Below are 23,166 nucleotides of genomic sequence, written 5' to 3'. Positions count from 1 at the left end.
AGCTTTAATTTAGGCAGTTGCATCGATCACCCCGAGGGTTTTAATGCGTGGCACATTCATGCCTGTAACAAAATCACGGTTATCAAATTCTAATGATTCAATACCACTAAACTGACGGTGTAATTCTTGGCCTAAGCGTGAAAAACTAAATCGTGTCGCAGGTTCGGTGCGAGTAGCGTTGTAATCGGTATTTTCACGAAAAGCGGTACCAATAAATAATTCCACTTGTTCAATTAATATTTGGCGTTCTTCTGCAGTTAATGACGGGAACGGATACAAATTACAGCCTATTTCAATCTCAGTGTTTGGCATTGCCATCACTAATAAATCATCACCATGGCCATGTTGACCTTGGTTTTTAATGTAGGTATTAAGATCATCAATCATCGCTTGTGCTGGTTCGCCAGTGTCTAACAAAATAAAGGCATTGGCGGTACCCGCACCACGAGGTGCATTGTGTTCAAAATAAACATTGTCGTTATTGATACCTGCGCGGGCGGTGAGTAAGGCACGATAAGCCGCATCAATATGCCACTTAGCAACACTGGTAAATTGGTTGCGGATCCGCAAGCGTAAATCATCGTTAGATTCAGCATCTGCTCCCGCAGCTGTTAACCAATCCGCTTCATTACTTACCGATGCAATGCCGGGAATGGCTTTACTTAACACATGGTAATAACCTGCACCTAAGTTAAACGCCGCCCCGCAATCTTCTGCGGTTACATCGGCCATCACTGTGAGGTCATTTTCTGTCAATGTGGTATCAACTGTAACTTTGACCCGATAAACGGTGCCATTAATCGGTTCGGTTTGAATCCATGTTCCGGCAGGGATTACAATCGCGGGCTCTTTACTGGCACTGCGAGCAAACACCACCACACCACTGGCGCGGCTAGCAGGTTTACGCTTTAAGTTATATTGCCATGCCCATAAATCTAACCACTGATCAACGGCAGTAGCGACAAACATATTTGGCAACACATAACCGACTAATAATGTTGTAACCAACCATACCGTTGGCTTTACCACTAAATGTTCTATCAATCGCCAGAATGGTGAAAAACGGCTATCGTTAGCAATCATAGAACCTTGCTTATCAGCTTCTTCTTTTAGTGCCTTTTTCCAACTGGCTTCATCTAACGGCACCCCTGCATCTTTTGCCATTTGGGTAAAATCAGGCTTAGGAATATTATTCATCGTTGGCCTCAATCACTGAAAACGACACATCACCAAAATCGGTGGTTTGGGCAAAAATATACAAAGTGCCATAGCGAGGTTCTTCAATGCGTACAGTTCCCGGCACCAAGCGCACATCTTCTTCCACCAATAATTCAATTTGAGTGCGAATATCGGCTTTTTTAGATTGGCTGCGTTCTGCAATCATCATTACCGCTAATTGGCTTTCAAGAATGGCGTGTTTAATATCTTGAGCAATAACCGCGCGGTCTTGAATCACTTCAGGGTTACGTCCTGCATCTAAAACAAGATCACCATTTACTATTAATAAATCCTGGTACTTCATTATCCCGCCACCATTTCCATTTCAGAGGCAAAATCTTGCGGTGAGTTCATTTGACTAACTTGCATGTTAATCGGGCCATAACTGGTTGATGCCGATGTATAAGAAGCTATATTTTTAGCCGCACCGCCTTGAGGAATATTGGCTCGTGGGGTTGCTTGTTGTACTGACTTAGATTTTCCCGTTTCATCATCGCCACCCATGCCGGGGATTAATGACATAACCGACTTTGCCATGCTCCACACTTTGCCGAATTGTTCCATTATCCAACTAAACACAGCGCCAAACACACCACGTAGTTTTTCAGCAACAGCAAATAAACCATCAAAACCGCTAGTATCAGTAAAGCCACTCATTACCCATTGCCAACCACCTTTGACCAATTCAAACGCGGCCATAAACGGTGCCGTCATTAATGTAATTGCGCCTTCTAAGAGTTGAAACCATGTGGTATCGCCGAAACTGGCTTTGAGATCATCCCAGTAATAAACCAAGGCACCAATGGCAGCGATGACCGCCACAACTGCAGCAACAATCAGAAAAATCGGGTTAGCGACCATCACCATATAAGCACCAAACAAAGCAGTTCTTAATGCTACTAATCCACTAGTAAGCAATAAATTCATAACCGACCATGTTTTAGCTACCATCATGTAACCGACCATGGCTTGTTTGCCTAATCCCATCATTAAGGTAAACATGCCACCTGCAGCAACAAGGCCAAAGAAACCAATCACGGCATAACCAATGTAGCGGGTAATATTAGGTAAAATTGTTGTCCATTGAACCAAGGTTTGGGCACCATTGGATAACGCACTGACCACCTCTAATACGGCTGGCATTACCGCATAACCAAAAGCAATTCGAACTGAATTCAATCCCTGCTCTAATCGTTGCCATTGATCGGTCATCGTGGCGGCCATCTTGGTGGCAGCTTCCATGCCTTTAACCTTACCCAAAGTATTAATGCCATGTGTGAGTTGGTCAGTTTTTTCAATCATGTTCATTAGCATTAATGAACCATCACCTAAGCCTGCGCTATCTAGAAAATTACGGGCTTCAATCCCTGACATTCCCGCAATCAAAGGCTTTATCTTCTTCAAAACATCTAGCATTGGCAGCAAATTGCCTTGGCTATCAACCAAGCTAACGCCTAACTTTTCTTGTGCCCCAATCGCACCTTCTAAAAAGTTGGTATATTGAGTGACAGCGTCACCCTCGCTCATTTGAGTATTCAGCAAACCTAATACAGCTAATTGTTCAGGCAGCCCAACACCAAGGCTTGATGTTAACGAGTGCATACCATCAACCATGCCACTAAGTTGGTCCATGTTGGTGCCGTATAGCTTTTTAACTTCGGCTGTCATGCCTGCCACTTGTGCTGCCCAAACATCTTTTCCCATGGCATCAGCCTGTTGCTGATAATTCCCGTATAAGGTTTTCATATAAACCCCAACAGTGTCAGCGTCCGACTTCATTGCCATGGCTAACGTTGCTGAACTACGAGAAACAGACGCCAACACGTGGCCGGGCATCTGCCCCATATAATTAGTGATAGTCTCTGAATGACGCACCACATCCACTGCAGCTTGGCCGTATTTTGCAGAGAAGAACATTGCCTCTTTTGCTACTGCACTTAATGCTTCATCAGCCACACCCAAGGCTTTAACTTCACCAAGTGCTCTATCCATTTCAATGGCGGGCATCAATGCTGCTTGCAGGGCAAAACCCGCTCCCGCAACACCTGCAGCACCCGCAATCATGGTATGGGTACCCGAACGGTATTCCCGACCAAGATCACCGAATTGGCGTTGAATATGAGCAATCGGTTTACTGATTCTATCTATCAGTCCGACTTGGAACATTAGCGCATCAGGTAGGCTCAAAATTGCATCCTTGCTTTAACTACTAAACGCCTTAGCTACTCCATTAGCCGTGGCAATTGCCATATTTTCCCAGTGATTTTTTTCTAACCACACTGCGCGGGCTAAATTGGCTTCATTGTCGTTTTCGCTTGGCAGCCACTTACGTCGCCAAGCCAACATTTTGCCAAAGTCGTTACGATCTAATGCCGTAACCAAGGCATCTATTTTTTTACTTTAATATCTAATGCTGGCGCGAACTCTTGCATTAACACACCTGCAATCTGTACTACTGCAGCAGGGTTATTGGCGGTAATGTCACGCAATACGGGTTTGCTTGCTTCAACTGCAGTGTTGAATACAAAGTTATGCGCAGGAGCCACTTTGTTATCTGGCATGAGTTCATTCATGTAATCGTTGTAATCAACTTCTGTTGGTACAAATGACAATGATTGACCGCCAATTTCTAATACAACTTTTTTCTGTTCCATGTGTTAACTCACTTTGTTAATAAGGCCGCTTGTTCTGCGTACCATGTTAAATAATCTTGGACTTGGGCTGCGCATTGCGATAATGCCAGTTTTAGCCGTGGCACATCGTCTGCCGCTGTTTGGGCTGGCGTGGTGCCTGTTAATCTCGGTTTATTACACTGAGTGATTAAACTGGGCTCGGGTAACAAGGTGATCACTTCAACTTGCACCGGATTAATAGGGTTGCTGCAACCGCTTAATAACATCATCAGGCCAAGGCTTCTGATAACATGCCTTTGTTGCCAACGCTTTGCGCAGTGCTGCTGTGGTTTCATGCGACTTAGCCTCCTGCGCTATGTGTAATTGTTGGCGTTGTTGTAATAACTGGCTAATGGTGCGATTACGACTAACTAATTGTTGTATTTGGGCATGGTTAACTTGATTCACCATTAACGCCTGATCACGACTTTGTTGCGCCGTTAGCTTTTGAACTTCTAACGCCCGTACTGATAACGCTAAGTACGCCACCAATACCCACGGCAGGATCACTAATGCTTTTTTAATCCACTGCCATGCAACGGTCATATTCATTACCCCGTCGAGTTACCAATCCTTGCAATTTCTTACCTCCTCCATATACCCACCGTTTTAACTGGCCGCAGGCTTGGACATACTCACCTTGCTTAATCAATCGTGCTATTTGGGTTGAGGTACCATCTTTATTTTTTAAAAATCGAGTACAACCGGTATTAAATACAAATGAGGCAAAGGCATCATGCTGGCCTTGGCTCATGGGGTTATCTTTGGGAGCTATGTTCACTAAGCATTGTTCCGCCTGTTCAACATTCACCGCCCAATCTTTTACCACTTGGGTAATATCAATAGGTCGCTCTGGTACCCCGTGAGTATTACCGATGCCATTAGTGACTAAACCTGCCGGACACTTATAAGGATCTAAGCGGCACCCCTCTGCATTGCCCATTAATGCGAAACCTGCAGGACTGGTTTTTACTGTGGCAACCTTTTCACCTGCAATCACCACTTGGCCCACTGGCGCGGTTGATTCAACAGCAACACCACCCGCCAACACACCAATGGCAGCGACCACACTGCACACTATCTTTTTAAACTTGTTCATTGAGATAAATCCCTTTTTCTCTAGCAATACGCTGCATTACTCGCTTATGCCAAACATTCAATAACAAGGCGATAACCCCCACAGCAATGGACGACATAAAATATAAATCTTCCATTGAGAGTGAACTAATGATCACTCCAAATGCTGAAATTGTGTAAGCAATCCAGCTTGTTAATCGATCCCACCAATCATGCATTGAGCTATTCCTTTAGCTGTTGGCACATTACGCAACATTGACACCCCGGCACCGCTAATTGGCGAGCAATGGGGATTGGGTCGCCGCATTCTTCACACTCTGCCGCACTTTTCTTTTGTGGCTTAAATGATTTTGCTCGATGATTCGCCAACGCCATTTCGGTGAATTTGGCTTCCGTTTCACAGCCGTTATCAATAACATCTGCCATCCAGCCCCCTACTGCACTAAATCGCTAGTTTCGTCATCGCGCAGGTAAGGCACACCATTAATACGAACGAATTTAGGATCGGTAACATCAAACGGCACTTTATGAACTAAAGCACTGCCGCCATTGGCATCAATATCAAGCAAATCAGATAATTTAATACGACAACCAAAGGCTTCAATTTTGAGTTCGTCTTTATCAATTTTGCCGTACCACATAGCATCAAAATCAGGTAAACCACGCCATGAGCCCGCATTTTTAGCCGCTTTACTTAACAAGTTAAATTGGGAGGTGGCGAGTTCCATTTCGCCCGAAGCTTCCACATCACCATCCACATAACCATCAGGTACACCACCTGTTTTATTAACCGCTGAATTGTCGGTAATAGATAACGTGACCTTTTGCGCCTTTAACTTAATATCACCCAAGGTGAAGTGCATGTTCTTGCCAGAAATACGCATCGACATAAGTTATTTCTCCGTTCCGTGGCTCAAATCCAACGCGATATTAACCACGATGTATTTAGGGCAATTGTGAGGTCTCACCATGATGCTGATCACCACTTTGGTTTTGGTTTCCCACACAATTTGCACATCTTCATCACGCGGAGTCATGATTTCACCGGGGAAGGTGATACCGCCAATTTCAGTGGTGAATGCCATATCGAACAATACTTTGCGAAAAAAGCTGCGGTTTAGTTCAATGCTTGGCGGTGTTGAATTAAGAATGCGATCACCAATACGGCTAATAGCCTTGAAACGCACACGACGATTGGCTTTGTGTACCGGACGGACATATTCCAAAAACTGATAATCACCCGTTTTGGTTTCCAACGTCATGGCATCAGACCAATACACACCCTCATAATCGGGGTAAGTCTGAGGCACTGAATAACGGGCATTGGCTAAAGTGGTAACAGTGGACATTTCCAGTAACTTACCTGCGCTATCCGTTGGCATCGCACCTAATAACAACACCGAACCGGTAGCAACACGCATTGGTGTATCTGCGACCGTTACTATGCGATCACATAAACGCCCAGCTAGCACACCGATATTGTTGCCGTTAAGCATTGGTACTGGCACAACCCAACGCGCAGCCACATCTTTAACTAATTCAAGCATCGCGGTTTCATAGGCTGCCCAAGTTTGAGCTTCACTATCGATACCAGGAGTAGCAGCTAGAATGAAAATCCAGCGACCTAGCTTGCTAGTTAATGATTCAGCTTTTGCCTGCATTAAATCAAATTGGGCTTTATCTGTGGTTACATCAACCAACACCACGGCTTCAAAGCTGTCTGATTGATTAGCATGGTCGATCGCATCTTCCCAAGAGGCACCATCACCCAAACCATAAATTGCAGCTGTCCAGTTTTGTTTGCCGTTGGCTTGTGCTGCAATAACGTTATTACCAAGCGCATCATTTGCCACCACATCATCTAAATTAGTGGCAGCGTTAATACGCGTAACAGTGCCTTGTAATTCTGTTTTGGCAGTTCGACCAATAAACAAAAAGTGGCGTTCAATTTCGGGCGCACTACCTTGCCCTAAGTTGAGGTTATTAACCTCTACCTGACCAATAGCCATTCCTAATTCCTTTTATTTGCCTGCTCAATTAATTTAATAAGCTGACGATTAACATCCTGTTCTTTGCTACCTAGAATCTTTCGCTCTGGTAACGGAATATCCCATGCGACGGTATGAGGTTGGTTACTTAACTCACGAATAATTAACCCTGCTTTGCCATGGCTAACGGTTTCCATTAAGTAACGCAATGTGGGCTTTTTCTTGCCCTTGCCATTTTTCTTGGCAACGGTATAACCCAACTCACGCAATTTACGGGCTTGGCCTTTAGTGCATGGTGCCGAATAATTCGGTGTTCCCCAGCGTTTGCGCATTTGGCTGGCAGTCATTTTCTGCGGCTGGCCTGTATGATGCCTTGCTGCAATTCGACCTGTTAAACGGTTACCCCATGTCAGTTCTAAACGGTTGGCATTTTTGACATAAGGCTCTAACCCTTTGCCTAACCGCTTTAGCATCTTGCCTTTTGTTTTACCTTTACGTGATGCTAGTGCTTTACCATCAATATCTTTTTGTTGGCTAATTCTACGTCTAGCATTCTGGCGTTCCCACCGACCAAGTGATTTGAGTAACCAAATTCTCTTTTTAGGTGGCATGGCAAGTAATGCCATTTTTTCGATAGTTTTTAAGCGGTCACGTTCATTAAGCTGAATAGCCAGGGTCATTGCTCACCTCGACATCATCAGCAACATCGATGGGCACCGCTTGCACTCGATACTTTTCGCCACGCCATGTGATCATGCCGTTAGAGTCGGGTATCATTTCGATGGGTTCCATCATTTCTAGCTCAATGGCAACATCGGCTGATTCGTGGTTATTCACATCAATATTGACTTCCGGATCGCCTAATTCTTCATAATTACGGTCACGGTCATAATCCGCCAACCAACACGCCACCAATGCGAACAGGTTTCGTGGGTCTAATAATTGATGCGGGAAATCTTCAATAGAAACGACCGCGTGATAACGCCACTGGGCTGCAATCGTGCCGCCATTGCCTCTGTCTTCACCGTCAACTTGAATCGTTGCCCGTTCTTGCCACGCATCAATTTTGTTATCCAATAAATTGCTATTTAAGTGCGATAACAAATAAGCGGTTAAATGTTCTAATTTAGTTTGGGTTGTCATTAAATCAGCCCTACCGTAAAACGTCCCATGCCTAATAATTGGCGAATATCACGGGTTGATTGCGCCCAAAATTGGTGTTGCTGTTCAGGTTCATCGGTTGCCATGTTATTGGCTTCTTTACGTCGATCTTGCGTCGCAAATTCTGGCAATAAATCACCATGAGCACGCGCATAAACAGCACGTGTATAAATCGCGGCTTGTACATCAGTTAAGGTTGGCGGGGTACCCGCTTCACATAACCGACTTAACTCAACTTGCACTGCATCCGCAGCAATGGTTATTGCCATCGCCATTGAGTCATTATCAAAAACAGGTGGAATGCGACGAATACGACGGAAATCATCCGTGAATAAATCAGGCCATCCATTGCCGCTTATTTTCGTTGTATCGCTAGTATTGGGCTTGCCACCAAAACTCATCGCATCACCTAAATGGGTAAGGGAAACAAAAGCGTCACTGGTTATTGTTTAGCATTGCTGCTGCACTACCTCGGCTCAGTTCCCTTGGGGGTCGGTAGTCGTTCAGGTATCCGCTAATTTACGAATACGCATATCTATTTTGTCTATCAGGGTCTTAACCCCAATATTCGAATTATATGAATGCGCCTCAAGCAATAATGCTTGGGCGGCTTTCAATTTCTCAACATCATCTATCGCACTCGGTAACGGTTTGCCGTCCATATCTCGAATGAACAGTAAACCGACAAACTTGAACCACTTTGCAGTTAATTTTTCATTTAATCGCCAATCGTGGCGTACTTTGCTAAAGATGCTTGAACAATACGGTTCAACAGGTTGGCCGTTTTCTGCTTGGCGTTCGCACCATTGCAATATCATGTCAGCAATGAAATGTGGCCAATTACGTTTTATATTATCGGGCGTAGGTTGGTCTTGTTCGATACACACCAAGCCCCACTTAATTGCCTGATCAAACGCTTCAATATCAAATAACCAAACCACAACATGTGCAAACAGGCTATTTTTAAATACATCACCTTCTGCCAAATATCGTTCCACATAGGGTTGGTACTTGGGTAACAGTTCATCACGCTTCATGGTAATTCGGTCTTGGATGCGATCAAGCTCTTTAAGACGTTTTAAATCAGCATCAAGCGCAATCAACTGTAAATGTAAGCTGTTTGACTCTGGTGATAACACCCCAGTTTTATGAGCCCGTTCCACGGTTGAACGAGCATGTTTTATTTCTCTATCTCGACTACACGGGGAACGTCTCATAACATTACTCTGCTGACGGTGTATCAGTTATAGAAGCCGGTGTTGGATCGGCACCAATATGCACTTTTGCTTCATTGAATCCGGCATAGCATTTATGGTTTCCAACGGCATAGCCTTCCCAACGTAAATAGGTATTTTCAAACGTTTTACGATCTTCTACATGTTCCGCTTTACGATGACGGGTACCTTTTTGGGTATAGATATGAAGATTGGTTAAAATCGTCACTACCATACGCTTGCCCGGAAAGAACGGCGGCACCACAGCAGGACGACCAGCAATAGAAAACGGCAATTGCTGCGCGGCTTTCTTTTCACTTGGCTTATCGGCATTGTCATAAATGCGGGCACTTTCTTCGGCGACGAGATCAGCACCAACCAATACCGTTAAACCCGGATGGCTACGGAATTGTGCAGGAATGTAGTTATTGATTAAATCCGATGCCATTGCATCCAACGTTTTATAATCACCACCACCTGCATAATCTAAATACACATCAAGATTACAAATTTGGTCAGGACTTTTAGTCGCAATGATTTGTTGCCAACCAATATTGACATCTTCACCATTCGTATTGGTATCAGGATCGGTGGTTGCTGCAGCTGAAACACCATTGAAACCGACACGTAGCATATCCAATGCAAAAGCAATATTGGCCGAGTTATTCAACAACTTCATAAACTCGCCAGCACTACCACTATTGGCCCACACACTTAACGTATCCCATGTGATCGCACAGCAAGAATCCGTTTCTTTTAGCTGGTAAGTGTTACCACGAATATCAGCTTTTTTATTAAAGCGACCATCAGCTTTACGACCAGTATGTAAGCCAAGTGCGCCAACATCGACAACCTGCCCAACAATCTGATCAACATCCACAACCGTAATGCGCTTTAGGAACGCTTCAGATTCTAAAATTGCCTGACGTAATTGGGTTTCTTTCGGTCCTGAAATAGAAAACAGCTTTTCAGAGGAAGTAACGCCATAAGCTTTTGCCAGTTGTTGGGCATATTGATTTAAGTTGGCACTCGCCGTTTGATTCAATTGCATACTGTTTCCTTAAACCAATGAGTTAGTATCAAAATCAGCACCGCCAGAATTATCTGGACGTTGATCTGGATTTTCTTCCAGTAGCTTGCTGAATTGCGAATTTAGACTTTTCTGACCTTGTGCCAACTGGTTAAGGGCATTTGTTAAACCACTAAACTGTTCTGCCGTTACACCATCCTTTGGGACTTCAGGCTCTAATACCGGTTCGGGAACGGCATCAGGTACTACTTGATCAGGCTGTACAGAAAAATGCTTTTCTAATAAGCCTGTTAATGCCGTTTGTCCTTCGGCAAGTGCGGTCAATGATGACGTTAACGCACCAAACTGTTCCGTGTTCATAGCTTCTTCTTCTTTAGGTTTTGGGGTTGGCGATTGCTTGCCAAAACTAAACAATCGACGAATTACGCCTTTTTCTTCATGTAGTTCATCCATCATGAATAATTCAGGTTGAGTATGAATACGGCCATTGGAATTAGCTGAAAATAATTTAATACGATCAGTACCAAGGCTGGCGGGAGAATCTGTAATAGCAAGTCCGGCCAAATAAGGTTTACCCGTGTTAGCAAAATTGTCTTGAATCTCAATCGAGCTATATACTTTTTGATCTTGCTGATTAAATTCAATCATTGTTGAGTTTGGTGCTAACACAGCAAACAAACGCATACGCCCGTCGACTTCTTCTGCCTTCACTTCCAACACATCACCGCAAGCGTACCAACGCCAATGTTCAGGCCAAATTCGTGCTCCATATTCATTAGGGTTATAGGACTCCGCCATATCCAGTAAGTCTTGCCCACTGATAGCACGGCCATCAATAGTGTCGCCTTCCGTGGCGACCCGAATCCATCCGGTTTTTAGCTTCCCTGCCATGCTTCATCCATAGTGTTATTCAAGCGAATTATCAAATCACGGCAAGAATACGCAATAGCGTAACCATTCGCACCTGTTGACGTTCTACCCAATTCGGATTTGATGAAAAACAGAAATACGTCGAACACTCATTAGTCATTTGAATGATCACTATGCGTATCATTGCGTCATGGCATACTCTCCTGAAATTCGTGAAGCAGCTAAACGGCTATATTTGCGACGTTGGACACCTGACGAAATACGGTTAGAACTAGGGCTACCCAATGCTCGGGTTGTTTATTATTGGGCTGACAAATATTGTTGGCGTGATTTGCTACGTGAAGAAGAAGTGGATGATGCTATCGCTAGACGCATTGTGATGCTGACTGATTTACCAGAGAAATCGCTTAATCAGATAAAAGAACTCGGCATGCTGATTGATAAGCATGTGACATTGAAGAAGCAACGCGCCCAATTACAAAAAGCCCCTACATCAGAGAATAGTGATCACTCCACCAATAATAAGGAACGATCAAGCAGTAAAGGCAGCAATAAAAAAGAAAAGAAAGGCAGTCCAAAAAAGAATGATGTTAGCCATTTAACGGCAGAAGATTTTACAGAATGGCACGATAGTTTATTTGAATATCAACATGATATGCGCAATAACTTACATCAGCGCACCCGTAATATTTTAAAATCACGCCAAATTGGTGCTACCTACTACTTTGCAGGTGAAGCATTAGAACAAGCGGTATTAACTGGCGACCCGCAGATATTTTTATCAGCATCACGGGCGCAGGCAGAAGTGTTCCGCAGTTACATTATTGCCTTAGGTAAGCAATTCTTAGGCGTCGAACTAAGCGGTAACCCTATCGTACTAAAAACCGCCCATGGTGATGCTGAGTTACGTTTTTTATCAACCAATAGCAACACCGCCCAGTCATACCACGGCCATGTTTATATTGATGAATACTTTTGGATCCCCCAGTTTGAAAAGCTCAACAAACTGGCATCCGCTATGGCTACCCATAAAAAATGGCGTAAAACCTATTTTTCAACACCATCAGCTAAAGGCCACCCTGCCTATGGTTTTTGGACGGGTGATAAATGGAAAGGTGAACGCAAGGACCGCCAACAAAAAGAGTTCCCATCCTTTGACGAAATGCGCGATGGTGGTCGGTTATGTCCAGATAAACAATGGCGTTACATCGTCACCATTGTTGATGCGGCCAATGGTGGCTGTGGTTTATTCGATGTTGACGAACTACGCGATGAATACAGTGATGATGATTTTAAAAACTTGTTCATGTGTATTTTCGTTGACGATGCTCAATGCGTATTTAAGTTTGAACAATTAGAAAAATGCGGGGTTGATGCAAGTAGCTGGCGAGACTTTAAGCCCAAGAACGTGCGACCTTTTGCCAATCGTGAAGTGTGGTTGGGTTATGACCCGGCAAGAACGCGGGATAACGCCACTTTGGTAGTGCTGGCACCGCCACAATTTGACGGTGAAAAGTTCAGAGTCTTAGAAAAACACCATTGGCGTGGCCTCAACTTTCAACATCATGTTGAGCAAATTAAGCAGATCACCAAACGCTATAATGTGACTTATATCGGGGTAGATATTACTGGTATCGGTTCAGGGGTATTTGATTTGCTCTACAACCTCTTTCCTCGTGAGGCACATGCGATTCATTACAGTGTTGAAAGTAAAAATCGCCTGGTACTAAAGATGATTGATTTAATCGAAAGCCAACGTATTTGCTGGGATGCAGAACACAAAGATATAGCTGCTAGCTTTCTATCAATAAAACGAGGCGTTACGGGTAGTACCAATGTTATGACCTTTAAAGCTGATCGTACTGAAACCACAGGCCATGCCGATGTTTTCTTTGCACTATCACATGCAGCAGCTAATGAACCTCTTGATCACAATACGAAACGGACTTCTACATGGACAACAATATCAACAGCAGCCTAACTACGACTGCAGACAACAATCCCACTACTGTATTTAGCTTTGGTACTGAAGGATGGCAATCTGCTAACCCTTTTGACATGTTACATAGCATTGATGATACAGGCGGCATTTACTTTGATGATTATAATGATTTTTGGGTACCACCTTTAGACCGAGGAGCGCTACTGCAGATCAGCAAAAGTAATCCCTATCATGGACCGATTATTTTCAGCCGTCGTAATATGGCCGCAGAACAAATCACCCTATCGCCATTACTACAACGCCATGAGCTGGAAGCCTTTATCTTTAACTATTGCTTATTTGGTGATGCTGCACTGCTAAAAATCCGCAATCGTATCAATCAAGTTATCGCATTAGTGTGCCTATCCAGTGTATGGCTACGTGTTTGTAAAGACGGTAGTTATAAGTATTTACAGCGTGATGGCGACCATAAGACCTATGCTGCTAAAGATATTATCTTTATGAAGCAATATGATCCTTATCAGCAAGTCTATGGGGTACCTGATTATATCGGCGGATTACAATCTGCCATGCTCAATACAGACGCAACTCTATTTAGACGCAAGTATTATAAGAACGGCGCTCACTGTGGTTTTATTTTCTACACATCGGATCCAAGTTTAGACAGCAAAAAAGAAGATGAACTAAAACAAGCGATGCAAGGCAGTAAAGGCGTGGGTAATTTTCGCAGTTTATTTGTCAATATTCCTAACGGCAACAAAGACAGTATTAAAATTATCCCCGTTGGTGACATTGCGACAAAAGATGATTTCAACACCATTAAAAGTGTAACGGCTCAAGATATGTTATCAGCCCACCGCTTCCCTGCAGGTTTAGCGGGAATCATTCCAAGTGGTACAGCTAACTTAGGCGACCCGATTAAAGCAGATGAAACTTACAAGAAAAATGAGTCAATTCCGTTGGCTCGTAAAGTCATTGAATTGATAAATTCTGATAATGATGTAAAAGCGAATCAAAGACTAATATTAGTATCATAAGTGTACATATAAACATGCAATTGACTTATAATTGATTCATCAAATCAAGGTGGGTTATTCAAATGGCGATGCGTGTTAGTTGCAATCAATGTGGTGAAAAAGCACGTATAGGAAAAACTAATTGGTTTTCTTGTACGTCTGCAGATTTATATTGCTCATGTACAGATCCAGAGTGTGGACATACGTTTGTGATGTCACTTGGTTTTAGCCACACTCTGAGTCCGTCCGCTAAAAATACTAATGAATTAGTTATGGCTTTGGTGAAAGTAATGTCTCCCGAGCAAGCAAAGCAACTTCATAGTCAATTATCATTGCTTTAAGTTCTTCTACACAGGCAGCATCAAGCTGCCTTTTTTGTTCCTGTTTGATAATTAAACCCACCAAAAACAACACTTCTTCGTTACAGCATTCCAATGTATTTTGCGCGGCTGCGTTTAAAATAAACTCTAATGCACGCCAATTGAGGTTTTCCATAGCCACTCCCGAACAAAAGCACTGTACAAGTATACAGTAGTTATTCGCCCGTGAGAATTATTGATTGCATAAGCACTAACATGCAACATTAATAACAAAACAATCACACCCCCTTTTAAAGCAATAACTTAGAAACTTGATTTATTCTTGAATACATGTAAATTACCGCCAATGCAACAACAGTCATATTTAGTGTAATTGAAGATACATTAATAAATTTAGCAACATCTAATTAATTTATAATAAAGGTTTATTAAGTGCTGAAATCAGAAATAAAATACAAAAAAAACAATATAGAATTATATTCACAAAATAAAATTATATTTAAATTGTTAACTTATATAGCAGCAAGTATTGCTGGATTTATTTTAGTACTTATCTATAGATCTTCAAGTAATACATCGACTATAGATACATCTTATATTTATGTTGGCTTAGTAACCTTATCTATTTTTGTTATCACGATCATTTATTATTATTTACGGTTTTTACCGGTTGATATTACATCGATTCAAGATATGGTACATCAAAAAAATGCACTTTTAAAATATCAGTTAGAAGAAATAACTGAAATTGAAGGTGCTATTAATATACATGAAAACAATATAAAACTTCTAAAATCGAATGAAGAAAGTAAGCAAGAAATAATAAAATATATTAAAGAGAGAGCAGCAGATTTAAATTTAAACATAACTAATTATACTTTAGACGAAGATGTAAATTTACAACTACTCAAAGTATCCTTAAATACTAAAAAAAGTAGAATAAAAGATAAGCTTCAAAAAAAAGATGATCATATAAAAAATATGAGTCAAGAGGATACAGAAAAGGATAGTTCTTTAATAAGAATGTCAAAGCTTAACAACATAGTTACTCAAAGATTACGAACCGAAATTGCACTTCTTTCAAAACGTTCTGATATATATATAGTTTTTGGTTCTAGCTTAACTATTATCGCAGGGTTTGTTCTATTTTTCACAGTACAAGGAATACTATCTATACCTATCGAAAAGCAGGGCGCTTTGCCTACGCCTACAGTGAAACAAGAAGTATTACCTACTCCTACAGTGAAACAAGAAGTATTACCTACTCCTACAGTAAAACAAGAAGTATTAAAAGATAATATAAATATAACAAATAACGATACTCTTACAAAGCATGATATTTTATCATTAACAACAAGATTTTCTATTGTTATTTTTATTGAAGTCTTTGCTTTTTATTACTTTAGGCTCTATAGAAATATAATGGAAAATATAAAATTTTATCAAAATGAAATAACCAATATCGAAATGAAATTGTTAGCATTACATGCCGCAGAAGGAATAAATGATCCTGATGCATTAAAAGTACTATCACACGAACTAGTAAAGACTGAACGAAACTTTGTGATAGATAAAAATAAAACTACTGTTGATATTGAACGTTCGAAACAAGACACAAATATTTTCAGTTCCGCTACTGAAAACCTTGTCAAATTAATTAAATCCATTAAATAATTAAAGTAGGCAACACCTCAATTTTGGCGTTGCCTTATTTTTATTCATAAATAAAATCATCTTGATATAATAATATATCATTCTTATATTCATTCTAAATATCCTTGGTGAACTAATGACAATAACTGATCTCTATCTTCAACCTCTTGTTCCAATTCATAGCGGTTAAGAAAGGCTGACCAATAATCCAAACTTGAACGATTTGCTGGCAAAGCAGTTTCATATCCACGCCAATAGCTACGTTGCAGCTTTAATGTATTTGCCATCCTTAACCGTGACGTCCGTGCATAATTTAGTTCCTTATGAACATTGTCTAAGCGGTTATCCAAATAACCTAAACGCTCTAATTGTTGATCAGTTATATCCAAAGTATCTTGCAGTGCTTTATGTTCACCTTTCATTTCATCAATTAATTCAGCTTTGGCCTGTTCTAACTCTAGTTTCACAGCTTCATTACGAGTATTCGCCTGCCACTGGCGACAGTTAAACGCCCAACCCAAGAAGTTATCAAAATTTTCAGTCGCATTATCACCAGTAAAAGTAATTTGGTAATGGCCTGTCGCTATCACCCCACGTTTACGTTTAGTCTCTCTGGCTTGCGTAATTTCATGATCAAATTCCAACATTCTTGCCTTAAGCTTTTCAATCCGTTTAGCCTTAACATCATCATCTAACTTTTTATTATTCTTTGTTATTTGGTGCTGCTTTTTCGCTTGCTTTAATTTAATACGAGCATGGCGAGCAACCTCATCATAATGGGCATTTTTACGAGCAAGCTTTTCTTCGCATTCAGCAATGATGGCTGCCATATTATCAGCAATAAAACTGCCCATTTCTTCCCAATCCTTGGCTCTTGAAACAGCGCCAATACTATAGCGGTTACCTCGAATCAAACCTTGATTGCCGTCTCTTCCCTTTGCTGCATAGCCCACAGCTTTAACTAAGTATGAAGCTCCCGCTTTAGCATGTTTAATACGTTCAATTTTGGCAAAACCATTACCCCAAATACGTTCTAACCGTCCTACCCATGCAAAGAAGTGTGTTTTAGGCACTTGCCAACGTAATAAAATATGAACATGCGGATTTGGTTCGCCATCTTCATTAGCTGGCATTTCAGCTACCCAACAATAATCAAGAGGAACGGCGCAAATTTTAAATACGCCTTTCTTTATTTCTTTACAACGAGGATGTTGAATTATCTTATCTTTGCGATCACCACGGCGAATAGGTGTAAATGGGCCATCAGCAATAACCTTTCCACATTTAGTGCCAGCTGGTTTTACTCTCTCTTGCCCACGCTTTACTCGAGCAGGCATATAGTCAGGAACCCAACCACGCTGATACATCTTTTGGGCTAAATCGATAAAACGACTAACTTCAGATCCTATGCTTGAATCAGGATAGTAATCACGAATTTTTGTCCATGGGCCGCTAGCACGAATACAGGGATCACCAATATCAAAAATCTTACGGCCAAATTCATCAATCTCCCCTGTTGGTTTAATCGATTCTTGATTAACGGCCGCCATCTCACCTTTCTTGCCCATATCATCCAACCATGAGAAAGAACCAGAAGCTTTGATTCGATAAGGTTCTTTGCCATGAGGACTCATAACGACGATGGTTCCAAATAAACCAGGCTTAGTTCTATTTTTTGATTGTGGTTTACTGGTTAATATTTTCTCGCGCTGTGCTTCCGTAAACGTCAATGTGCCAAAAGTAGTGTAACCACCACGCAATGCTTGAACATACGCACCCGATTCAAATACTTTACGAACCGCACCATCAGTTAACTTATCCGTAAATCTTTCACCAGATTGAGCCGGTGGCATAATTGATGGGCGAGATTGAGCTTGCAATCGAACTCGCCATTCATTCGACCACTCACGATGAAACAATCGAGCCATAACTGGCGCATTTTGAACAAATCCATGTGCATGCAAACAGCCAACAGGATTTTGCTGCCAATTTAGATCAATAGGCTCAAACATTAATGGCTTAGGGGCAGATTCATACTTAACATTCTCACCACGACGCGCTTTCACTTTTTTAAGCAAATGACCCCATTGTGTTAGGCGTTGCTTCTTAGCTCTTGTTGTCGCTTGAGCCCCTTTTTGCGCTAATTCCTCCCTTGTCGGACTTTTGCGCCACTGGACAAGGCTATTACCCCCAGCCGCTCCGCGACTGCCCTGCGGGGCTAAATCTCGTGGAAGTTTCGGATCAAAATAATGTAAAGCTTGTTTTAAAACTTTATCGTCAGAATGACCAAGCATGAAAAATTCAGCCTCACTTATTAAGTTTGGCTGTGCGTTTGTATACTGTCTGATTTCTTGAGGTGTAAAAAAACCGGACATAAGCCCGGATATTTTATTTAGCCTTGGTTCAATCATAACTCGGCAAACTCCTGTATATCACAAATCAAAAATCCACCTTGATTAGAACCTTTAACTAACACACCATTTTGTTCTATTTCATATTCCAATTGAGATTTAGCTGATTCAATCGCTATTTCAAGATTCTCAAACTCACCCAGTTGTAAATTCATTACTTCTGCAGTTTCACAATTACGAACAATACGGCCATCAATACCTAAAATTACTGCTAAATAGTTCATCTCAATTACCTAAAATCTTTTAATGGCCGATTAGCCAATGGTTTTAATGCTTCAGACAATGCATTTACCGCTCTATGTATTTTTGCCCTTGATACTTCATCCATCTCAGCAAGTGGCATTGATATATGAGCTTTGGTTAATCGAGCTGCAGAGCAAATAGCCCGTCTTAAATCTTCAGGTAAATGGTCATAAATCAGTCCTACTGTTGATTCACTACCAAACAATGCATGAATGTTTGCCAATGATTCTGTGGCTGATGGTATTCGATTCTGTAATTGCTGGGCCTGCATCATGATTTCAATTCCTTATGCCAAGCCGGGAATAGGTAAACCGTTCATCACTGCATCTGTACACATCGACATAAAAGGCGTACTGGCCTGACAACGGTTCTCTACATCATTCATTAATAAAACCAACTCACGCATAGCAGCTTGAGCTTTACTAACAATTTCGTTTTTCTTGCGTCTGGTTAAACGCTGTATCGTTTCTACTTCAACTAAGTGACGACTAATTTCACCAGCGTGACTATTAATGGTCATTGCGGCCATCACGGGTGATTTCCCCTCACCCATTGATGGCAATTTCACTGCTGTTAAATCCAACTCAAGCAACACGCTATTTACTAAATCACTGTTCCCGCTTTGCTTGGTAATGATTACCAACTCCCGCACAGTTAATTGATGCGGTTGATTAGGATTCAGCTTGTTTCGTAGCATTTGTGGTTTCAACGCACATTCAACTGCAATCTGCTCTAAGTTCTCACGTTCAGAGAAACGAATTGCGGCATTGTAAAATGCGTCTTGTTTGGGCTGAGGAATCGCATACATTGTTATCGTTCCTTGATATGTAACAATTCAAATGAAGTCAATTAACGGTTAGTGAATCATAAACACATCCAACCGAGTCAATTAAAGCAGTCAAAATCAGTCGACTACAATATGAAAGAAGACAGCCAAATTAAGGAAAATTAATCTCAGCTTCTTGTTGGGCAAGTCTTTGCATTGCGACCATATTAATTAAAGGCTTTTCTTTCGGTAGCTCCTTCTTCTTTATGATGATCTTTCCTTTGCGGATGTAATCAATAACGGTGCCTTTTGCCATACCTGTAAGGTTGCAATATTGTTCAACTGTCACAAATGGGACTGGTATTGCTATTTGATAATTCAACATAGTGGTATCCTAAGAAGTTAAATAATTAAATTCGTTACTTATCGACTTCACTCGACCTAAAAGTAACTCACACAAAGATTATAGGACTCAAATGACTAACAATCAAGACCAATTGAGAAGATTTAGTTATTCAGGTGGAAAATCATATATAGCTAAATTGAAGTCAGTGCTGAATGAAACCACTGATGTAGGACTCGCACGAAGACTTGGGATACCTAAAGGTACTATTTCTACGTGGATGCAACGAGATACGACGCCATTTGAAGTCTCAATTATTGTTCATTTGGCCACAGGTCTATCATTACGCTGGTTACTTTTAGATGAAGGAAAGCCTTTTGAAGCTAATTCGGCTGATAACTCACGATTAGCAAAGTTCTCTCAAGAGAAATTACAAAATGGTGTTCTAGTTGAAGATAACTGTAACTTCAACTTTGATATGACATTGTTAGAGCGCTACAACATCGATATTCAAAGCACCAAAATCATAGAAAATGATGCCGAGTTATTATTTATAAATATTCAAGAAACAAATCCAGCTTCTGGTCGTTACCTAATTGATATTGATGGGTCTATCTCTCTAAATCACTTACAAAGACTGCCAGGTAAAAAATTAGCGATGAGTTTTGGTGACTCATCTATTGAAATCTCAGAAAGTGACATTGTAGTTCTCGGCCGTGTCGCATTAGCTATATGCAAAGAGTAAATAGATAAAATATTGAAATAGTTTTATTACATATAATTACGGTAACTCTTGATGACTATATCTCAACCAGAAATTAAGACATTTAATTACACAGGCGGTAAGGATTTCACCACTAGACTACTAACAGTTACTGGTGCATCTAATCTCAGTAAGCTTGCACAACTTATTGGTGTTCCGAGAACAACAATAGCGACTTGGCATCGACGAGATATGATCCAACATGAAATTATCGTTAGGATATGTCTAGCAACAGGAGCATCTTTAAGATATTTAGCTTTAGGTGAGGGTGAACCGTTTGATAAAGAGCAAATACTCTCAGGTACATGCCCTGATTTAAATATAGACAGCACTTCAACTTCTGAATTAATTAAAGATGAACCAATAAGAAAAATAACTCAGTTTCCTTATGATGGTGGTCGTTTAATAACCCAAAAATTAAAAGTATTAGCTAATGTCTCTGAGTTTCAAGATCTTGCTGAAGTATTTGATGTTCCAAAGTCGACAATATCAACATGGCATACACGCAATATGACCCCTTATGAAGTCGTATTACGCACACATTTAGCTACGGGATGCTCGTTAAAGTGGCTCATGCTCGATCAAGGTGAAGCATTTGAGAAAACAGAAGATTCTTCAATAAAAACACTCCCTATAGAAAAAATATCAAACGGGAGCTTAGAAACTAAAAGCCATATATCTTTAGATTTAGTTACTCTGAAAAAATATGACTTGGAAGAACTAACAACAACTGTTGTAGAGCAAGATCATAATCTCTATTTTGTGAATACACTTGAGACTAACCCAACATCAGGTAAATACTTAATCGATATAGATGGTTCACTATCAATTAACCATCTTCAGCGCTTGCCTGGAAAGAAACTAGCAATGAGTTTTGGGGAATCTTCAATTGAAGTTTCACAAGAAGATATTAAAGTGATTGGTCGTGTTGCTATGGTTATAGATAAAGAATAATGTTCAATAATGAGTTAGTCGATAGTTTGACTAACTCATAGATGGACATAAAAGAGTTATAAAGTACATCGAAAACTGTGAAGAAGTAACTTAGTTCGAAAGGTAAATAGCCTCAACCGTTTCCTGAACGATTTTAAGTCTTTCTCCTTCCTCAGGTGGCCAATGACAACCATTAAAATATCCATGGATTAAATCATTCCATAGATCTATTTGTTCAGGATCACTTATTACAAACTGAGCCTGATTATAACGACATTCCATACCTAAAATTACAACCAGAACTTCATGGTGAGCAGGATAGGGATGTCCTCCTTCCCACTTAGGACGGCTATCTACTCCTACAAACTCGCCTAATCGTTTTGCATCCAGTTGATTTAACAATATAGCATTTGCCAAGTCAGGTTTGAGGCTCGTAATCAATACACCAAGTAGTCGCATTAACTTATATACCCAATGCGTATTCTGAATAAGTCCACCAGAAACAGTCTGATAAATTTCCATATGGCGCACGAGTGTCTCTACTTCACGCAACGAAAGATTATTTATAGTAATAACCTGCTTCATTAATCCCAAACAAGCATCTTTATCTAAACCAAGATCCTTAATTATTGTACTTCTCGCAACACTATTTGTGTAATGACGGACTGCAGCTATAGTAGTTTTATTACTATTTTCATTAATTGTATTTGGTAAAGTAAAGGTGAATTTTATGAACTTATCCAAATAACGCTGAGCATCAATGTTATTCCCATAGCAATGATTAATAGAAGCTTTAAGTTGATTTGTATTTGTAACCAAAACAAATTGAACACCATCCACATCAAATGTATGTTTGATTGTTTCAAGCATTAATACAGCAAAATCTGGGCGACAGCGATCAAGCTCATCGACAAACAGTACTATAGGCTTTTTATCCGCAATAATTTTTAAAGCATCTTGCAACCCCTTCAGATTTTTTTCAGCCTCAATATGATCTTTTAGCAAGGATTCAACTGATGCATCTATGGCTTTGTCAGCTACCTTCTGAACCTCATCTTCAAACCCTTCGATAACAGAATCAGCGTCTTGACGAAGAAGGTGAGAAACTAAAGCTTTCCCTCCAACTTTAAGACTGTATCGCAATGCTGGCATCGCTTTTTTAGTAAGTTCTCTTTTCTCATTTTTATCAGGAAGGACTTCCAATACTTTCGCTAACACTGTAAGTAGAGGCTCATTCGCATGATCTGCTTTGAATGCATCAATATAGATAAGATGATGAGTATCTTCTTCGCACATTAAATGGATCAATTTATGACAAAACTCTGTCTTACCCAAGCCCCACGAACCATCTATCACGAGCGGAGAAATTTGAATTTCAGAGCGGAGCAATTTAATTACTTTTATTGCAATATCTTCTCGATTAAATTCATCACGTAACCTAAACGTAATTTGATTATCTTTAGTCATTTTACTCGGTGTACCATTATTGATTGTTTAATCATAATATCACCAACATACGTAATCTATATTGACAATACTCACTCTA

Annotated in this window: 31 protein-coding genes; 6 read left to right on the top strand and 25 right to left on the bottom strand. The window is 40.8% G+C overall.

What is annotated here, in order from left to right; genetic code table 11:
- Positions 1-9 precede the first annotated feature (9 nt).
- From PPBDW_RS21560 to PPBDW_RS21475, 18 genes are all read right to left on the bottom strand, one after another.
- Positions 10-1,197, bottom strand: a complete 1,188-nt coding sequence (locus PPBDW_RS21560) for a baseplate J/gp47 family protein (RefSeq protein WP_036792438.1) — start codon at positions 1,195-1,197, stop codon at positions 10-12.
- Positions 1,190-1,522: a DUF2590 family protein gene (locus PPBDW_RS21555; protein WP_036792440.1), complete on the bottom strand. Its 333-nt coding sequence runs from the start codon at positions 1,520-1,522 to the stop codon at positions 1,190-1,192. The genes PPBDW_RS21560 and PPBDW_RS21555 overlap by 8 nt, the downstream gene beginning before the upstream one ends.
- Positions 1,522-3,405, bottom strand: a complete 1,884-nt coding sequence (locus tag PPBDW_RS21550) for a phage tail tape measure protein (protein ID WP_243423035.1) — start codon at positions 3,403-3,405, stop codon at positions 1,522-1,524. The genes PPBDW_RS21555 and PPBDW_RS21550 overlap by 1 nt, the downstream gene beginning before the upstream one ends.
- A gap of 15 nt (positions 3,406-3,420) precedes the next feature.
- Positions 3,421-3,564 (bottom strand): DUF6890 family protein, encoded by a 144-nt coding sequence (locus tag PPBDW_RS21545; RefSeq protein WP_424022325.1) that lies wholly within the window; start codon positions 3,562-3,564, stop codon positions 3,421-3,423.
- Between the two features lie 41 nt (positions 3,565-3,605).
- On the bottom strand, positions 3,606-3,872 hold the full coding sequence (locus PPBDW_RS21540) for a putative phage tail assembly chaperone (protein WP_036792443.1): 267 nt from the start codon (positions 3,870-3,872) through the stop codon (positions 3,606-3,608).
- Positions 3,873-3,880: 8 nt separating this feature from the next.
- The gene (gene lysC / locus PPBDW_RS21535) at positions 3,881-4,120 is read right to left on the bottom strand and encodes an Rz1-like lysis system protein LysC (RefSeq protein ID WP_243423034.1); all 240 of its coding nucleotides are present in this window, start codon (positions 4,118-4,120) and stop codon (positions 3,881-3,883) included.
- The gene (locus tag PPBDW_RS21530) at positions 4,086-4,436 is read right to left on the bottom strand and encodes a hypothetical protein (RefSeq protein ID WP_036792447.1); all 351 of its coding nucleotides are present in this window, start codon (positions 4,434-4,436) and stop codon (positions 4,086-4,088) included. Before PPBDW_RS21530 ends, lysC begins: the two co-directional genes overlap by 35 nt.
- Entirely contained in the window at positions 4,411-4,989 is a 579-nt protein-coding gene (locus PPBDW_RS21525) for a lysozyme (RefSeq protein ID WP_036792450.1), read from the bottom strand. The genes PPBDW_RS21530 and PPBDW_RS21525 overlap by 26 nt, the downstream gene beginning before the upstream one ends.
- Positions 4,976-5,185 (bottom strand): hypothetical protein, encoded by a 210-nt coding sequence (locus tag PPBDW_RS21520; protein WP_036792453.1) that lies wholly within the window; start codon positions 5,183-5,185, stop codon positions 4,976-4,978. The genes PPBDW_RS21525 and PPBDW_RS21520 overlap by 14 nt, the downstream gene beginning before the upstream one ends.
- Positions 5,186-5,189: 4 nt before the next feature.
- Positions 5,190-5,393: a TraR/DksA family transcriptional regulator gene (locus tag PPBDW_RS21515; RefSeq protein WP_036792456.1), complete on the bottom strand. Its 204-nt coding sequence runs from the start codon at positions 5,391-5,393 to the stop codon at positions 5,190-5,192.
- 8 nt (positions 5,394-5,401) lie between these two features.
- Positions 5,402-5,857 (bottom strand): phage protein, encoded by a 456-nt coding sequence (locus tag PPBDW_RS21510; RefSeq protein ID WP_036792459.1) that lies wholly within the window; start codon positions 5,855-5,857, stop codon positions 5,402-5,404.
- A gap of 3 nt (positions 5,858-5,860) precedes the next feature.
- A complete protein-coding gene (locus tag PPBDW_RS21505; RefSeq protein ID WP_036792461.1) occupies positions 5,861-6,976 on the bottom strand; it encodes a DUF2586 domain-containing protein in 1,116 nt (371 codons plus the stop codon).
- A gap of 2 nt (positions 6,977-6,978) precedes the next feature.
- A complete protein-coding gene (locus PPBDW_RS21500; RefSeq protein WP_036792463.1) occupies positions 6,979-7,635 on the bottom strand; it encodes a virion morphogenesis protein in 657 nt (218 codons plus the stop codon).
- Positions 7,613-8,098, bottom strand: a complete 486-nt coding sequence (locus PPBDW_RS21495) for a phage tail protein (RefSeq protein WP_036792466.1) — start codon at positions 8,096-8,098, stop codon at positions 7,613-7,615. Before PPBDW_RS21495 ends, PPBDW_RS21500 begins: the two co-directional genes overlap by 23 nt.
- Complete coding sequence (locus tag PPBDW_RS21490; RefSeq protein ID WP_036792469.1) at positions 8,098-8,517, bottom strand: head completion/stabilization protein; 420 nt, start codon at positions 8,515-8,517, stop codon at positions 8,098-8,100. Before PPBDW_RS21490 ends, PPBDW_RS21495 begins: the two co-directional genes overlap by 1 nt.
- Before the next feature lie 102 nt (positions 8,518-8,619).
- Positions 8,620-9,333 (bottom strand): phage terminase small subunit, encoded by a 714-nt coding sequence (gpM, locus tag PPBDW_RS21485; RefSeq protein WP_036792473.1) that lies wholly within the window; start codon positions 9,331-9,333, stop codon positions 8,620-8,622.
- Positions 9,334-9,337: 4 nt separating this feature from the next.
- The gene (locus PPBDW_RS21480; RefSeq protein WP_036792478.1) at positions 9,338-10,381 is read right to left on the bottom strand and encodes a phage major capsid protein, P2 family; all 1,044 of its coding nucleotides are present in this window, start codon (positions 10,379-10,381) and stop codon (positions 9,338-9,340) included.
- Positions 10,382-10,390: 9 nt separating this feature from the next.
- Positions 10,391-11,251 (bottom strand): GPO family capsid scaffolding protein, encoded by an 861-nt coding sequence (locus tag PPBDW_RS21475; RefSeq protein ID WP_036792480.1) that lies wholly within the window; start codon positions 11,249-11,251, stop codon positions 10,391-10,393.
- Between the two features lie 169 nt (positions 11,252-11,420).
- Between PPBDW_RS21475 and PPBDW_RS21470 the strand changes: the two genes are divergently transcribed.
- The 3 genes from PPBDW_RS21470 (at position 11,421) to PPBDW_RS21460 (ending at position 14,529) form a co-directional block, all read left to right on the top strand.
- A complete protein-coding gene (locus tag PPBDW_RS21470) occupies positions 11,421-13,211 on the top strand; it encodes a terminase large subunit domain-containing protein (protein WP_036792482.1) in 1,791 nt (596 codons plus the stop codon).
- Positions 13,184-14,209, top strand: a complete 1,026-nt coding sequence (locus PPBDW_RS21465; RefSeq protein WP_082386865.1) for a phage portal protein — start codon at positions 13,184-13,186, stop codon at positions 14,207-14,209. Before PPBDW_RS21470 ends, PPBDW_RS21465 begins: the two co-directional genes overlap by 28 nt.
- 68 nt (positions 14,210-14,277) lie before the next feature.
- Positions 14,278-14,529: an Ogr/Delta-like zinc finger protein gene (locus PPBDW_RS21460; protein WP_080173999.1), complete on the top strand. Its 252-nt coding sequence runs from the start codon at positions 14,278-14,280 to the stop codon at positions 14,527-14,529.
- Here PPBDW_RS21460 and PPBDW_RS21455 read toward each other — a convergent pair.
- The gene (locus PPBDW_RS21455) at positions 14,459-14,683 is read right to left on the bottom strand and encodes a hypothetical protein (protein ID WP_036792484.1); all 225 of its coding nucleotides are present in this window, start codon (positions 14,681-14,683) and stop codon (positions 14,459-14,461) included. The two genes, PPBDW_RS21460 and PPBDW_RS21455, sit on opposite strands and share 71 nt — an antisense overlap.
- Positions 14,684-14,940: 257 nt before the next feature.
- Here PPBDW_RS21455 and PPBDW_RS21450 point away from each other — a divergent pair, with 257 nt between their 5' ends.
- On the top strand, positions 14,941-16,182 hold the full coding sequence (locus PPBDW_RS21450; protein ID WP_036792487.1) for a hypothetical protein: 1,242 nt from the start codon (positions 14,941-14,943) through the stop codon (positions 16,180-16,182).
- Between the two features lie 89 nt (positions 16,183-16,271).
- Here the strand turns inward: PPBDW_RS21450 and PPBDW_RS21445 are convergent, their stop codons facing one another.
- The 5 genes from PPBDW_RS21445 to PPBDW_RS21425 form a co-directional block, all read right to left on the bottom strand.
- Positions 16,272-18,455: a hypothetical protein gene (locus tag PPBDW_RS21445; protein WP_156312920.1), complete on the bottom strand. Its 2,184-nt coding sequence runs from the start codon at positions 18,453-18,455 to the stop codon at positions 16,272-16,274.
- Positions 18,456-18,568: 113 nt separating this feature from the next.
- Positions 18,569-18,796 carry a hypothetical protein gene (locus tag PPBDW_RS21440; RefSeq protein WP_036792491.1) on the bottom strand — a complete coding sequence of 76 codons (228 nt, stop codon included), beginning with the start codon at positions 18,794-18,796 and terminating at the stop codon, positions 18,569-18,571.
- Positions 18,797-18,801: 5 nt separating this feature from the next.
- A complete protein-coding gene (locus PPBDW_RS21435) occupies positions 18,802-19,089 on the bottom strand; it encodes a hypothetical protein (protein WP_036792492.1) in 288 nt (95 codons plus the stop codon).
- Between the two features lie 12 nt (positions 19,090-19,101).
- The gene (locus PPBDW_RS21430; RefSeq protein ID WP_036792494.1) at positions 19,102-19,623 is read right to left on the bottom strand and encodes a phage regulatory CII family protein; all 522 of its coding nucleotides are present in this window, start codon (positions 19,621-19,623) and stop codon (positions 19,102-19,104) included.
- Between the two features lie 130 nt (positions 19,624-19,753).
- Positions 19,754-19,966: a hypothetical protein gene (locus PPBDW_RS21425; protein WP_036792496.1), complete on the bottom strand. Its 213-nt coding sequence runs from the start codon at positions 19,964-19,966 to the stop codon at positions 19,754-19,756.
- A gap of 91 nt (positions 19,967-20,057) precedes the next feature.
- Here PPBDW_RS21425 and PPBDW_RS21420 point away from each other — a divergent pair, with 91 nt between their 5' ends.
- Together PPBDW_RS21420 and PPBDW_RS21415 are read left to right on the top strand one after the other, a co-directional pair.
- Positions 20,058-20,669, top strand: a complete 612-nt coding sequence (locus PPBDW_RS21420) for a helix-turn-helix domain-containing protein (RefSeq protein ID WP_082386864.1) — start codon at positions 20,058-20,060, stop codon at positions 20,667-20,669.
- 51 nt (positions 20,670-20,720) lie between these two features.
- Positions 20,721-21,641 carry a helix-turn-helix domain-containing protein gene (locus tag PPBDW_RS21415; RefSeq protein ID WP_054262222.1) on the top strand — a complete coding sequence of 307 codons (921 nt, stop codon included), beginning with the start codon at positions 20,721-20,723 and terminating at the stop codon, positions 21,639-21,641.
- A gap of 90 nt (positions 21,642-21,731) precedes the next feature.
- Here PPBDW_RS21415 and PPBDW_RS21410 read toward each other — a convergent pair whose 3' ends face one another.
- A complete protein-coding gene (locus PPBDW_RS21410) occupies positions 21,732-23,087 on the bottom strand; it encodes a KAP family NTPase (RefSeq protein WP_156312919.1) in 1,356 nt (451 codons plus the stop codon).
- Positions 23,088-23,166: the final 79 nt, after the last annotated feature.

It is taken from the genome of Photobacterium kishitanii (assembly GCF_000613045.3).
In the GTDB taxonomy this organism is placed as follows: Bacteria; Pseudomonadota; Gammaproteobacteria; order Enterobacterales; family Vibrionaceae; genus Photobacterium; species Photobacterium kishitanii.
Note: the sequence above shows the minus strand (reverse complement) of the source record. Positions and strands in the feature narration are given on the sequence as shown.